This is a genomic window from Paenibacillus sp. B2(2019), assembly GCF_008370385.1.
Taxonomy (GTDB): Bacteria; Bacillota; Bacilli; order Paenibacillales; family Paenibacillaceae; genus Paenibacillus_AQ.
The window spans coordinates 153,881-167,805 of the sequence record NZ_VTZR01000017.1; the positions used below are offsets into that span (position 1 = coordinate 153,881).

Below are 13,925 nucleotides of genomic sequence, written 5' to 3' on the forward strand. Positions count from 1 at the left end.
ATAAAACGAATAAGTAAGATTAATACTGAAGTAAAGATGCTATTTAATTTCATTTCTAGTAATAAAAGTCCCTGGTTGTAAAAAGTGACTTTTATTACTATTATCCTAATTCCAACTCTATATCCAACACCCCCTCCCCCAAAACCGTCACCTTCGAAACCAACGTCCTAAGCAATGCCTTAGCCTCCTCAACAGGCATCACATTTATCGCATCCAGAACCGTCTTAATCTTGCTTTCAAATATTTCCTTCAACTCTTCCACCTGTATCTTTTCTCGCTTTTCATCCGAACTCTGATTCTCTTGAATGATCCGTTCCATGCGCTGCTTCTCCTCGTTAAGATCTTGTAATTCAATCAACCCAGCAGTATAGGCTTCCACCTTTCTTTTGTAACGATTTTTAGCTGCTATAATTTGTTGATCCCCACGGCTGCTTTGACTGCTGCGGGCTTTCTCAACGAGATGAGGAACCAGTTCAAGGCTAAATGAATCAGACAAACTTGCTAACCCCTGCAAAAACCAGGACTCCACTTCGTCTGCCTTGTACTGCTTGCTTGTGCATGTTCCTTTGTTCTTATTCGCAGAACAGCGGTAGACGCGGTAACGTCTGTCTCGTGAACCTGACCATCCAATGCTCATTCCTGAGCCGCAGTTTCCACATTTCAGTATGCCGCCGAGAAGATGGGGGCTGGTCTGCGCGCGGGGGGCTATATTTGGTCTGTTCATTTTGTTCTGTACTCTTTCCCAAGTGTTCTTGTCGATAATGGCAGGTAGACAATCGTCAATGACAATCCAATCTTTATCGTCCTTTTTGGTTCGTTTTTTCTTGCTTGAATCCACACGATTCCAAACAAAAGTGCCTTTATATACAGGATTGGTAAGTAGCAGTTTAACGGAACGAATCGACCATTCTTTGTTGTGCCTGGAAGGAATGCCTTCTACGTTTAGTTGTCTGGCAATCGCAAAGAATCCCAGACCCTGTTTGAGATATAGATCATATATTTGCAGCACAGTTTTTGCTTCGGGCTCGTGGATGGTAAGTACTTTGTCTTCAAGGCGATATCCATAAGGACTTTGGGTCAACCACTTGCCTTGGTTAGCTGCATGGAACATATTGTCCAGGACACGCTCACGAATTCGCTCACGTTCAAATTCAGCGACTGCACCGAGTACTTGAAGCGTCAGGCGACCAGAAGGGGTATTAGTATCAAATGATTCACTGATTGAAATAAAAGCGACCTCATGTTGCTGGAACATATCAATAAGCGTAAGTAAGTCCAGTAGTCGGCGGCTCATCCGATCTAACTTGGTGACCATGACTTTCGATACTTCACCGTTCTCTATGTATGTCATCAACCGTTTGAGCTGAGGGCGGTCTGTACTTTTTGCGGAGTATCCATCATCAATGAACAAGAGGACTTCATCTGACCATCCCATGGCCTTACAATAGGCCTTAAGGCGCTCCTGTTGCTCATCCAGAGAAACACCCTCACGGGCCTGCTCATCGGTCGATACGCGGCAATAAATCGCTACAAAACGGCTTGTGGTGCTCTCGACATTCATGGGCTATACCTCCTGAGGGGCTGGTCCTTTATTCTATGCGCCAAAAATTGGATTTACGATTATAGGGTTGTCCACGCCTTTCCTCTACATAGGTTGTATTAAGGGGGGAGGCACGATGGACCTGAAGATCCGTTTTATTGTCAACACTCCTAACGAGCAGATTTGCTTTGGAAATCTTAAGGATATCGCTCATTCGGAAACATTAGAGAAGTTAGCGGAACACTTCGCTACTTGGGAGAAGACGCTAAAAGAACGCGCTGCCGAACATCTTCTTACAGAGACCGTTGGCTCGGAACAAGCAAGTGGATATAAAATAAGCTTTGTTCATAAAGAAGAGAGTCTACCCGATGTGGGATAGACTCTCCTTTTCTGAGCAAGCATTTTATCTTTAATGCAGCGAAAGGGGAGCCAACCTGATGCAGGTTAGACTCCCCTTTTGTTTGATCTATATTCACAGGAGTAAATGTTTGTTCATTTTTATGAATACTTTTTCATGAACATGCACATATTACCAACTACAGAGATTTAGTGGAGTAATGTGTAAGAAAAACTTCTGCCCCTTCTTCCACACATCGAAGCAAGTATTCAACGGCATCAGGCTTACAGTTTTGCAAGGCTGAAAGAAGCTCATAAACCCGATCAAGTCGCATCCGCAGTTCATCGTTATCGTCCGTCGGAAATGGAATTAGGTAAAGATCACTTTGTAGTTGCTCTAGAACCTTAAGGGTTATGTTTTGGGTTTTCCCTGTTTCTAGATTAGAAAGGTAACCTGGAGAAACGCCAAGTTCATTAGCATAAGCATTGAGACTGATGCCTTTCCGATTACGTATCTGACGAATTTGTCGACCGATTTCCTGCATCACACAACCTCCTATTAATCAATTACTAGAAAGGAATTGAGTCCATGAAAAAAAGGTATCAAGAGATTAAGGATGCCCAAATTCAATCTGTAAAATACATTAATGATCCCGCAGCGGCTAAAAAATATCACGCTTTGTTTCTAGAGGTAGTTCAGCGGATTGTTGATGAAGAAATGAATAAGTATAGACAGGAGTTATAACATTAAAGGTTATTAATATAACTAGTTTATCGATGAGAGGGCTTGTTTTTGAAATATTAGCACGCTAAAGTGATGAATGCGGAGATTATTGAGCTCGCTGCTGTTAGCGAGCTCTTTTTTTGATTTAAGTAACGGGATTTTTTGTAGCGAGATTGAAATAAGTCAGAATACCATTAGGTTCTGAATTCATAATTGATGAGAAGTTGGGTGAATTAAGAATATGATCGAAGAGTACAAGTAACCTCCAAATTAGGAACTCATAAGCTGGTGAACATGTAAGGATTGCAAATGTCTCCTAATTACCGAGAAACTTGATTTATTTTAGGAAGTAACAACCTAATTACCGAGAAGACTTTTCATGATGGTTTTCCTTAGTTGGACAACCCTCAGTTCCCCCAATAGACAAGCCTATTGAAGACTTATTCTAGGTTTCAAGGGGAGGAAAGGGATCCCTTTCCTCCCCTTAAAACCTAGAAAAATAGAAAACTTGTCCCAAAAACCGAGAACCCAGTAAACACGCGCAAAAAAGCGGCTTTAGGTTATAAAGCCGCTTAGTACTACAGGCGTGTCATTCTCTAAATCAATCCGAGCTGTAACGTCATAGACAAGGTCAGGACCAATTTCAATTCGTTCAAACAAATATAATAGAAGTCTTCGAAGGCGCGGGTCAATTTCTCCATTATACTCCAGTAAGATTGTATCCACCAGCAGACCTTTCATAAGTAGAAAATCAGATTCAACGTTCTCAATATAAGAAATCTTTAGTTTCTTCTCATTGATCAATTGTTGTGTGTTATTAATTTTCTCCTTAAGTAAGATTCGATATCTTAGGAAACTATTTTTTAATTCTTGTGGTTTGTTGGGGTCTAAAGAATGTAATTCTGCTTCCGTTCGTCGGATCTGCAACGTAAATTCATCTATCATTATTTCAAGTTCTATTATTTGTTGACTTAATTTATCAACTTTTTGCTTTAGGTTGATAAGTATCTCCTCATGTATGTCCTTATGTTGAGTAGAGATGTATTTTATTAACACTGCGGACATTTCTTCCTCAATAAATTTTTCATGAACCTTATTCTTTTCGAGTCTAAGGCTGCATGCTTTATTCTCGCAATAGTAAATTGAGTTTCCATTTGGTTTGCCGTGGTACTTGTTCTTCTGATTTTTGCATTTCAGAGGTGTTTTGCAATTTTTGCAAAACAGTATGTCACGCAGGAGGAAGGGGGTCTTGAAATTTTTCGGAGATACATTACCTTTTCTTTTTGAACGATATGTTTCATAACAATATTCCCACACTTCATATCGAATAAAGGGTGTTATTCTTTCACAGTATCCCATAATCCACTCTTCTTTGTCTGTAAGTTGTCTGTGGCTGTTAGGATGAAAACGCTTTGCTGTTAGATATCCAGCATAAAATGGGTTTGTAATAATGAGTTTCACATCATCTTTAGTCCAATCTCGACCATGAAAACTTTGTTTTTTTAAAGACAAAGCTATCGCGTGAAAGCCTTCTCCTTCTTGATACTTCTGAAATATATCATCTACAATTTCCTTTTCATCTGGTAAGACCTTAAAGATATAATCATCAGGTGAAAATTTATATCCAAAAGGAAGCTTACCACCACGATAAATACCTTCTTTAATTTTTTTATAGTGGTTATCTTCGGTACGCTGCCTAATGGCGTCGGCTTCATATTTACTATAACCGTCTTTCAATAGTTCACCAAGAAGATCACCTGAGTTATACATATCTCTAGTAGAACACATCACTACTGGGATTTTCTTGCTGTTGAAGAATCCTCTGATTTTTTGATGTTCCATAGCGTTTCTTGCTAGTCGAGTGTGATCATAAATTATAACAAAGTCAATTTCAGCAGTTTCAAGGTAGGTCATCAGCGCTGTAAGGCCTTTGCGTTTTGACATATTTTTCTTAACAGCGGAAACACCTATATCTACAAATTCTTTAATAATTTCACAGCCGAATTCTTTCGCTAATTCATTGGCCCAGTGAAGTTGGGTATCAATCGTTTGTTCTTCGGTTGAATGGCGACCATAAAATGCTCCTTTTTTTCCTGGCAGTAGGACATTATGAATATTCAATAAAAATTTCCTCCGATCCTTTAATGGGATGTTTCAAAAATAGTTTTAATCCTTCATGCGTAGCATAGGCAGACATAATGATATTGTTTAGTAATATTAGACGTTCATTATGTGGTGAATTCTTTAATGCATCGGTAAATTTAGTTTTATCTTTGAATGAGCTGATTTGTTCAGGCAACTTCTTAAGTTGTTCTATTGTAAGATACAACTGTTCCTTTTTACCCTTAACATGTTTAAGTTTAAGCTCTAGGGTCACTAGTTTATTTTCTAAACGTGTCTTTTCTAGAACATTATTTGTTCCAATTAATCTGGCTACATTATGAATAATTTGAGTATTGAATAGATCAATGATCTGTTCGAGTCTATTAGTTAACATTTTTATTTTATTTACGTTTCCAGTTAAAAATTTATTATAGAAATCCTCACCATATTCGGATAAAAGAGAGAAAAAATGACAGCAACATTTATCGAGAATTTCCGATTCAACCTCATCACTTAGCAATTTGACTTTATGTGCTTTACATTCGTAAACTCCAATCCAAACCTTTTTTCGCATACGCATAATTGGTGTGAGTGGTTGTTTGCATTCATGGCAACTAATATAGTTTTCAAGTAAAAAAGAACCCATCGGTCTCTTAGAACGTGATTTTTTTGAATTTATATTTTTTAAAACTTCTTGTGCTCTGTGCCACTTTTCTACGGATAGTAGTGCATAATCTTTACTAGTATAGGTGTGAAGCTTTCCCTTGAAATTCATTTGACGAATGCCCATATACATGGTATTTGATATCATATCTTCGATTGCCTTCACCTCCCATTCTGGGTTGAATTTTTTGCTTTCTTTTAAACGTAGTCGCTGAATATGATGTTTTTTTAAGTACAGTTTTAATTCGTTTAGAGTAGCGTGCTTTTCACTTAACAATTCAGAATAAATAAATAAAATATCTTTCTTAGCTTCAGGATGTACATAGATTTTGCCCGAATCTTTATCCACTAGATATCCATACGGTAGAATCCCTTTATGTTTTCCTTGCTCAAAGGAGGCAGATCTACCTTCACTTATTCGAAGTTTTATTTGCTCACCTTCATGCTGACAAAGACCCGCCATAATCAGTTCATAAAACTCTCCTGTTTCATCGTACCGCATGGGAGCCTCGTGAGAGGTTGTGAAGTGAACCTCAACGTTATATTTTTTCAATACCGAAAAAATTTCCATATACTCTATTACATCACGAGCAAGTCGATCACGTTTATAGATAATTAAAGTATTAAATTCACCTTTTTTTATGCCATCGAGTATCTGGTTGAATTTGCGCTTTTTAAGAGGCGTAAGTTTTGCTGAGACAAATTCGTCACTGATTTCTTTGTCAATTAGCAGCATCTTTTCAGAACAATATTGCATTGCATAGAACTCTTGTGTAGAAACAGAGTCTTCTTGTAAATCAGTTGAACTGCGATAATAAGCAACGGTTTGGGTCATATGGATTCATCCTTATTTAAGAGATTTTCATCATAATCATTTATATGATCTTCTGAACACATTTTTGCTGATTTTTGAATAAGCCCATCTGTCAGAATTTCTACGTACATTTCGAACCATTTCTGAGCTGCTTCAGGATCATGAACATAACTTATGGAACGGATTTTTAGTTTACTGTCAATGATAGGTCTCTTCATAAAAGACTCCTTTTAAGTGTGGGAAGTGATTACAGAATTTCACAAGTCATAATATGGTCTTTTATCACAGTCCTTATTCACATATGTGAATAACAATTTATATACGTGAACGAGACTTTGAGGGCGTATCGTTAAAACAGCATGAAAACACAAAAACCAACCGTGGTAGGTTGGTTTCTGTGTTTTCATCAATCTTTGGTATTTGATAAATCCTTTGAGCTATCAACACTTAAGTTTTTCTGAGTTGGTGTGAAGGAGAACTCCTCCTGAACGACCTTCTTTGGGGGGCTATCCTTTTTTCTTTCCACAGAAGATTTGCGATTGTTCATATACTTCTCGATAATTTCTTGTTTGTGTTGAGCAATTAATTTTTGAACTTCTTTTTCATGGCGCAACGTTGTGAGCTCTAACGTATGTTTCACTCCTAAAAGCTCTATGGATAAATGCTCAAATTCCACTTGATTAAACTTCGCGCCTAAAATATTCTGTCTTTCGAGTTCAGACTGTACGTGTAGTATCCTTTCTTTCTGAGATCTGGACAGTTCATCCAGTTGCTTCCACGATTTTTGGATCTCCAATAATTCACGATTTACTTCTGATAATTCTCCTTTTAGCGTGTTCACTTGTTGTTCTAAATCATCTATAAGGTTTTGTTTTTCCAAAGCGATTCTTGCAATCTCCGAAGAGTTGTAGGTATTATCATCAATGACTTTTTTGATCAAGGATGAGAATATTTCATTGATACGTGAGGAATGATCTTGTAGTGCTTCCAAATCACTTGAGTATTTTTTTGCACTCTCATGATGCTTGTACTTCTGGAATTCGTATAGAGACACTACGCTTTCAAACCATTCTTTGCTGGATAATCCTGATGCAGAGATCATGGAGAAGACTTTTTCTTTAATATCTGGGTTTACCTTAACTCCAAATGTTTCTGATGCCATCTTAACCTCCTCTAATAATGGTTAACGTTGGTTTACCTTGTGATTCAGGTTAACAAAGTTAATTTTTAAAGCAGCTGGTGACCCGTCCTTATTCGATTATATGGAGCAGTGGAACGCATTATCACATTCAACAGTTAAGGTGTGAATAGGAAGCGAATATAATAATTTTTATTACTAAGGGGGTGTGTGTATGCAGTTAAACATCGTCTTCAAGTACACTGAAAAGGAAAAGAAACTTGATGAAATTATTGGAGAATTGGTGGACGATACCATAAGAGTAGTACTCTCTAAGTATTCTGATATTAGCTATAATAGGGGGAATTCGAAAGGTGAATAACTATATATTAGATTATAAAAAGAGGTTCTTGAACATTGAGTTCAAAAGCCTCTTTTTATATTTAGTCATTATTCTTGGATCTTTTGTAAATGGATGCTTTAAATAATACTTTCCAATATTATTGACTTTGATATAATGATTGGAATATGTGCAAAAAATCCAAGTGTGAGGGGATTTGTAATGAACAAGGAGACGGAGAAGTAGAACTTTATCCTGATTTTTTGGAACAGAAGTGAAGATGCAAAGGTTTTGAGATTTCTTAATAAATAGTTTATAAATAAGAGAATGGAGGGGCTAATTTTGCCTATTAGCTTTCTAGACAAGAATTTCGGGATAACTTTCTTTTCATTATTAGACTCAACTAAAAAACAAATTCGCATTATTTCTCCTTTCATAGGTTATAAAACGGCAGTTGCATTGGTTAAGTTTATTGAGGAAACAGGGGAAGACATTGAGTGTGAATTTATAACACGTTTCAACAGAGAAGATTTTATTAAAGGAGTCAGTAGCCTTGCTGGACTGGAGCGCCTTATTAAAGTTGGAGTGAAAATGTATGCGCTCCAAGATCTTCATACTAAACTTTATATTTTTGATGGTGAGTCTGTGATTATGGGGTCCGCAAACTTTACCTTAAATGGTTTTTATAAAAATCATGAATTTGGTGTGTTTATGGAAAATGAAGCGCAGTTTTCTTTTGAATGTAATAATTACTTTGATGGCTTGCTTAATGATATTACAAAATCAGGAAACTGGGAAATAACTTTGCAACTTATTGAGAAGGAAAAACCTTATTGTGATGATGCAGTAACAGGTAGAGCAACTTCGCAGAATAAACCAAGAAAAAACGAATCTCCAGTCACCATACTTCCTAATACAGTGAAGTGGGGAGCGAAACTTAATTTCCAAACATCTAATCAATTGACTAATTCTGAGGAAAAGGACATTTTGGAAGAAGTACTTAACGAAGAGAAGGAAGAACAGATTCGAAATAGAAATACGGGCATTTGGCTGAAGTTTGAGGGGACTAGCGATAATCGTATTCCAAATCATCTAACCTATTTTGAGAGAAAAAAAGAGCATAATCGCACTTTTTTTCCAAAGTCGCCTTCAGGGATAGAAAATGGTCAGACATTGTTTATGGCAATGGTAAGTACGGATAAGAAGGATAAAGGGACACCAATTATTGTGGGTTACACAAAGACCTTAGGTTTTAAGGAGAATAACATTATAAAAGATACATCTCCTTTACAAGCAAAAAAAAGGTATCCTTATTACGTAGAACTCAGTACGGGACGTTTCTTGAAAGCTCCTATCAAAGAAGGGATATCTCTAAGGGAATTAGCTCGTGAACTACAGGGAGCTTTATATCCAAATCCGAAAAGTAACTTTAATGAAATTATTTATACACATAGACAAAAATCTCATCTGCAAATTACGGAAAGAGCACATGACTATATCATGGAACGATTAGAGTCATTGTTTAAAATTCATGGTTATGATGAGCTTTAGACAAAATGACGTTTCGTTCTCTTTACATATAAAGTAATTGATGTCAGTAGAAAATAAAGCAGTAGACTGAGCATATAAAATGAAACAGCGATAGCCAAGGACGAAGAAAATAAAGTCCTAGACTGTCGCTATTTTATTGAGCTAAACGTTTCCCGTTTTAATAACGAAAGCGACCTTTTTTCACCATGCCGTTGCGTTAAACGCGGTATACGATTCGGCTGTATAGATTTGAACGCTCGGGTGATGGAGGGAAGGATATAATCTTAAGGAGTGATAATGAAGTACGATTAGTGGAGTGCAAAAGATACACAACGACAGAAGTGGGTAGACCAGATATTCAAAAGTTCCACAGCGCGATGATTGATTGCAATGCAGTTGAAGGATTCTATATAACAACAGGCCAGTTCACTAAGCAGGCATTAGAATGTACAGAGAATAAATCAATTCAGACCGTTAACGGTGAACAACTACTAAATTTAATCGAGCAATATGTTGGATTTGAAAAAGAGGTTCTTGAACATTGAGTTCAAGAACCTCTTTTTGGGGTGAACGAGTGTTCCTCTGAGTATAGAGGATTCAGCACTCAGTATGTAGAAAGATAACTCTTAACCTATAAGTGATAAGCTTCATTGAATATAGTATAAATTATGCTTGAAATGAGTGTAAAATAATACATAACAAGGAAGTGTAAAACAAAATGTCAAATTTGGTTGTCAGAAACAATGAAGAAGATATTCTCTCGGAGATTCGAAAAGATGGTTTTTATATTGAGAGAGTAGAAAAAACGCCAGAAAGATGTATCCTTGCGGTTCAGCAGACAGGCTTTGCCTTACGGGCAATCCCTAAGACTGAACGCACTCCTGAACTATGTTTAGAGGCTGTGAAACAGACAGGTGGGGCCATTAGATACGTTTCACAAGACCTAATGAATAAGGAAATCTGTATGGAAGCTGTTAAAAATGACGGTGACGGAATAACCATAGTTTTTGTACCAAAGGAATTTCGTAGTAGTGAACTATATCTAGAAGCGGTAAGGAAAAACGGACTAACTCTTCGCTTCATCCCTGAAAAAGAAAGATCAGAGGAACATTGTACAACTGCTATTCTTCAAAATGGCAGTGCACTTAAATATGTTCCGCACACATTTGTTTCAAAAGAAATATGCGAGAAAGCTGTTGAGCAGAATGGTTTAGCTTTAGAGTTTGTACCAGGAAATCGTAGAAGTAAAAAATTATGTGCACAAGCCGTCGATAACAATGCATTAGCCCTAAATTTTATACCAGAACGTTTTAAATCAAAAGAGCTTTGTGAATTGGCGGTGTATAGTAATTGGCAATCTTATTTGTACATACAGGAAAGTATGTATTCGCCACAAGCGTGCTTATTCTTTTTAGATAGCCTTAATCATAAATTTGTTGATCGTGCAGATATGTCTTCTAGTGATCGTTCGTACATCAGAGCAATTGTTAGACGTTTTCCAGAAGAAATTAACAGCGATCCACAAATAATTAAATTGGAACGACAATTAGGGGTAAGAACATTAAAACTGAAATTTTACGAAAAAGAAAGTGGGAAATTTATTGTAAAGGAACAAATTCACTATAGAGAAGAAAGTGAAACTGTTGAGTTTGACTCTTTTGCAGATTTCTATGATTATGTGGACGGAGATTTAGAAAATGCGAATTTATGTGATTGTGATTTTTTGAATGTCAACCTGTCCGACTTTAATATAGAAGGCGCTTTAATTCGCAATGATGTCTTGCTAGCTCAACAGCTTTATGATGACTCATTTTATCATGCCGCAGTTAGAGAGTATGGTGAAGATTTTGGTTTAATGCTATCTGCGGAAAATGAGGTTGTTGAAGCTTGTGTCGTTCTGCATGATTCTGATATTGATTTTACCTTTAATGATAACAAAAGAAAGATTTACTATGTAAGCGACATACATATTAATCACAAGCTTATTAAAAGATTCCCAGAGCGTGCAACAAAGCAGGAAATACTATGGTTTATTCGAGATTTAGTTCGTCACATGGTTGATACAGCTACGCAGAAATCCTCGGCTGATTACTTGTTAATAGCAGGGGATGTTTCTTTTAACTACGAAAACTCAGTTATTTTTTATGAGGAATTGGCGAAGTTATGGAATCCGAGTCATATTGTAGTCATACTTGGAAATCATGAATTATGGGACTTTAACCGAAATGGAAAACCATATGATTATAGCAAGGGGTTAGATGATATTGTTAATAAATATCGGGAGCTATTCTCTACGCTAAATATCTGTTTTTTGCATAACGAGTTATTAATACTGAAAGATGGGCAGCAGGTAGTCATTAAAGAAGAAGAATTATTAACATTACCAGCAGAAACACTGAAAGAAATCTGTTTGAAAAGTTCGCTTAACATCTTCGGTGGATTGGGTTTTTCAGGATATAGTTCAAGCTTTAATGCAACGAAAGGAATTTACAGAAATACGATTACATCTTTGGCAGAGGATATTGAGCAAACCAAACATTTTGAAAATATCTATACGATAATAAATAACGCTATAAGTATCAAGCCAATTATTGTTCTAACCCATACCCCAAAAGATAACTGGAATAGAGAAGGCTACAATTCTCAATGGATATATGTAAATGGTCATACTCATCGAAATGAGTATTGTTGTTCTGAAGATCGTACAGTATATTCAGATAATCAAATTGGATATCAGGGTCTAAAGGCTGGATTGAAGCATTTTACACTTTCTGGGAAATGCGATGTTTTTCTGTATTATCCAGATGGGATTCATACTATTACACGGGAGCAATATATAGATTTTAATAGGGTTTTAGGGATCAATATGACCTTTAATAGAACAAGCGGTAATATCCATATGCTCAAAAGATCTGGTATTTATTGTTTCATATATGAAAATGGCAAGAAGAGAAAATTGAGTTTATTGAGTGGCGGTGCACCAAAATCATTAGAATATAATGACTTAGAGTATTATTTTGAAAGGATGACCTATTACTCTGATGCTGTTAAGTTAATATTTGCGGATTATTACAAAGCACTAAATTCAATATCGAATAGCATTAAGGCATTTGGTGGGTCAGGTAATATACATGGCTGTATTGTTGATATTGATTTCTTTAATCATGTATATCTAAACCCTGGAGACGGAACATTGACGCCGTATTATGCTGAGTCCATGATTGATAAGTACGAATTTAAAAATATTAAAGCTCTATTGAAAGCAAAACGGCCCGATTTGCATAGAAAATACGAAAAACTTCTAAAAGCTGGTACAGAAACGGCTTTGCAGTTGAGGGAGAATCTGAATGTTAAAAGCATAGAAATATCGCAGTATGTGCCAGAGACTTTAATGTATGGACCATCAAAAATAATGAGGTCTCTGCAATATTTAATGGATGTTAATGTTATACGGCATTGGAACGATGAAGTGATAGGATTTTTTGAAAAAGGTGATCACGAGTTAGAAAAAAGTTCAGCCAGCATACCATATGTAGCGTTGCCAGAACATAATAATTAGTGTTCCTCATAACAAGGTGCTGTCTCAATTGTAGTTTATCTACATAGGGACAGCTTCTTTTTCTGTAAAATCAAAAATAGGTCATATTTAAAAGATCATACTTACCTTTGAATTGACTTGCCTACTTTAGAAGATTGTGAGTAAGTGAAAGCCACCCGACCTCTATACTTACTTATTTGTAAGGAGTGAGGCGGAAATCTTCTGGTATTTCGATTTCACTTTATATCACCAAAAACAGATTCAGGTTCAATTATTCACTGAACTGAAAGCTTACAACCTTCCTCTTTTTTGGAAATTTATCGGAATTAGAAAAATTAGCGAACCGAAAATCCGCATCTGGCTTATTGAGATAGCAGAACTATACGACAAAAGATAGCCTAACCCATGCGTAATTACATTGTGGGCTATTCTTCATCAGGATCTATTCCCCAAAAAATATAATGCGACAATCCCGTATTTGCAAAGTAACAAGCATCCACATACACTTCACGAAGATCCTCGTCAATTCTGTAGATGATGACAACATTACCAATCAAAGTCCAATAATAGCCATTAAACTCAAAGCCAGGAAAATCAGAGACCCCATCAGCTTTGAATTTCGGTTCATCAGCTAAAACAGCTTTTGAGCGCTTGAATACATTCATCGGGTCCACTTTAAATTTTTTCATACGAGCCAATGCTACTCGTGCATAAGTAGTCCACAGCACCGTATAGCCATTATTTCTCATTTTCGACCTCATTCAGTAATTGTGCAAACTCCTCTTCGCTGTCGCTGTATGTGGAAATTCCATCTTTTCGATCCTTCTGAGCCTGTTGAAGTTGGTACAGAACGCCTTCATCTTTAAAAATAACTGAGGTCATTCTCTTCTTTTGCTCATCCGTGAGTGTAAGCTGCTCATCTTTCCTTTGTAGCGAAACGTTGAATCCAAAGTTTTCTTCGATTAATTGGACTAGATCTTTAAGTTCTACATAGGGTTTATTCTTAAAACTTTGCTCTAGTTGTTCTTTTGAAATGGACATTCTGCTCACCGCCTTTTCGTCATTATAACATAAGGGTTGAAGCTTCCTAAAGTTAATATATGTTTACATAATGATAAAAAAATGTATGTTTTATTTGCAACTGTATGATGACACTAATTATAGTGGTATTATAATTTTAGGTATTATTTCCTAGTCGTTTAAAAATAATGAGGTGTGAA

Annotated in this window: 14 protein-coding genes; 6 read left to right on the forward strand and 8 right to left on the reverse strand. The window is 36.5% G+C overall.

Going from position 1 to position 13,925, the window contains the following annotated elements; all coding sequences use genetic code 11:
- Positions 1-100 precede the first annotated feature (100 nt).
- On the reverse strand, positions 101-1,561 hold the full coding sequence (locus PAENI_RS15060; protein WP_149645847.1) for a recombinase family protein: 1,461 nt from the start codon (positions 1,559-1,561) through the stop codon (positions 101-103).
- A gap of 115 nt (positions 1,562-1,676) precedes the next feature.
- Between PAENI_RS15060 and PAENI_RS15065 the strand changes: the two genes are divergently transcribed.
- The gene (locus PAENI_RS15065; RefSeq protein WP_149645848.1) at positions 1,677-1,919 is read left to right on the forward strand and encodes a hypothetical protein; all 243 of its coding nucleotides are present in this window, start codon (positions 1,677-1,679) and stop codon (positions 1,917-1,919) included.
- A 157-nt stretch (positions 1,920-2,076) separates the two neighbouring features.
- On the opposite strand, the gene PAENI_RS15070 is transcribed toward PAENI_RS15065, so the two are convergent.
- A complete protein-coding gene (locus tag PAENI_RS15070) occupies positions 2,077-2,421 on the reverse strand; it encodes a helix-turn-helix domain-containing protein (protein WP_149645849.1) in 345 nt (114 codons plus the stop codon).
- Between the two features lie 44 nt (positions 2,422-2,465).
- Between PAENI_RS15070 and PAENI_RS31850 the strand changes: the two genes are divergently transcribed.
- Positions 2,466-2,621 carry a hypothetical protein gene (locus tag PAENI_RS31850; RefSeq protein WP_188114580.1) on the forward strand — a complete coding sequence of 52 codons (156 nt, stop codon included), beginning with the start codon at positions 2,466-2,468 and terminating at the stop codon, positions 2,619-2,621.
- Between the two features lie 534 nt (positions 2,622-3,155).
- On the opposite strand, the gene PAENI_RS15075 is transcribed toward PAENI_RS31850, so the two are convergent.
- The 4 genes from PAENI_RS15075 to PAENI_RS15090 form a co-directional block, all read right to left on the reverse strand.
- Entirely contained in the window at positions 3,156-4,721 is a 1,566-nt protein-coding gene (locus PAENI_RS15075) for a recombinase family protein (protein WP_149645850.1), read from the reverse strand.
- Positions 4,708-6,201: a recombinase family protein gene (locus PAENI_RS15080; protein ID WP_149645851.1), complete on the reverse strand. Its 1,494-nt coding sequence runs from the start codon at positions 6,199-6,201 to the stop codon at positions 4,708-4,710. The genes PAENI_RS15075 and PAENI_RS15080 overlap by 14 nt, the downstream gene beginning before the upstream one ends.
- A complete protein-coding gene (locus PAENI_RS15085; RefSeq protein ID WP_149645852.1) occupies positions 6,198-6,398 on the reverse strand; it encodes a hypothetical protein in 201 nt (66 codons plus the stop codon). The genes PAENI_RS15080 and PAENI_RS15085 overlap by 4 nt, the downstream gene beginning before the upstream one ends.
- 188 nt (positions 6,399-6,586) lie before the next feature.
- Entirely contained in the window at positions 6,587-7,342 is a 756-nt protein-coding gene (locus PAENI_RS15090) for a hypothetical protein (RefSeq protein WP_149645853.1), read from the reverse strand.
- 190 nt (positions 7,343-7,532) lie between these two features.
- Here PAENI_RS15090 and PAENI_RS31855 point away from each other — a divergent pair, with 190 nt between their 5' ends.
- The 4 genes from PAENI_RS31855 (at position 7,533) to PAENI_RS15105 (ending at position 12,726) form a co-directional block, all read left to right on the forward strand.
- The gene (locus tag PAENI_RS31855; RefSeq protein ID WP_188114581.1) at positions 7,533-7,679 is read left to right on the forward strand and encodes a hypothetical protein; all 147 of its coding nucleotides are present in this window, start codon (positions 7,533-7,535) and stop codon (positions 7,677-7,679) included.
- A gap of 300 nt (positions 7,680-7,979) precedes the next feature.
- Entirely contained in the window at positions 7,980-9,188 is a 1,209-nt protein-coding gene (locus PAENI_RS15095; protein ID WP_149645854.1) for a phospholipase D family protein, read from the forward strand.
- Between the two features lie 218 nt (positions 9,189-9,406).
- Complete coding sequence (locus PAENI_RS15100) at positions 9,407-9,712, forward strand: restriction endonuclease (RefSeq protein ID WP_262495627.1); 306 nt, start codon at positions 9,407-9,409, stop codon at positions 9,710-9,712.
- Between the two features lie 173 nt (positions 9,713-9,885).
- The gene (locus PAENI_RS15105) at positions 9,886-12,726 is read left to right on the forward strand and encodes a DUF4116 domain-containing protein (protein WP_149645856.1); all 2,841 of its coding nucleotides are present in this window, start codon (positions 9,886-9,888) and stop codon (positions 12,724-12,726) included.
- Between the two features lie 404 nt (positions 12,727-13,130).
- On the opposite strand, the gene PAENI_RS15110 is transcribed toward PAENI_RS15105, so the two are convergent.
- Both PAENI_RS15110 and PAENI_RS15115 read right to left on the reverse strand, forming a co-directional pair.
- Complete coding sequence (locus PAENI_RS15110) at positions 13,131-13,454, reverse strand: hypothetical protein (RefSeq protein WP_149645857.1); 324 nt, start codon at positions 13,452-13,454, stop codon at positions 13,131-13,133.
- Positions 13,444-13,746, reverse strand: a complete 303-nt coding sequence (locus PAENI_RS15115; RefSeq protein ID WP_149645858.1) for a hypothetical protein — start codon at positions 13,744-13,746, stop codon at positions 13,444-13,446. Before PAENI_RS15115 ends, PAENI_RS15110 begins: the two co-directional genes overlap by 11 nt.
- Positions 13,747-13,925 lie beyond the last annotated feature (179 nt).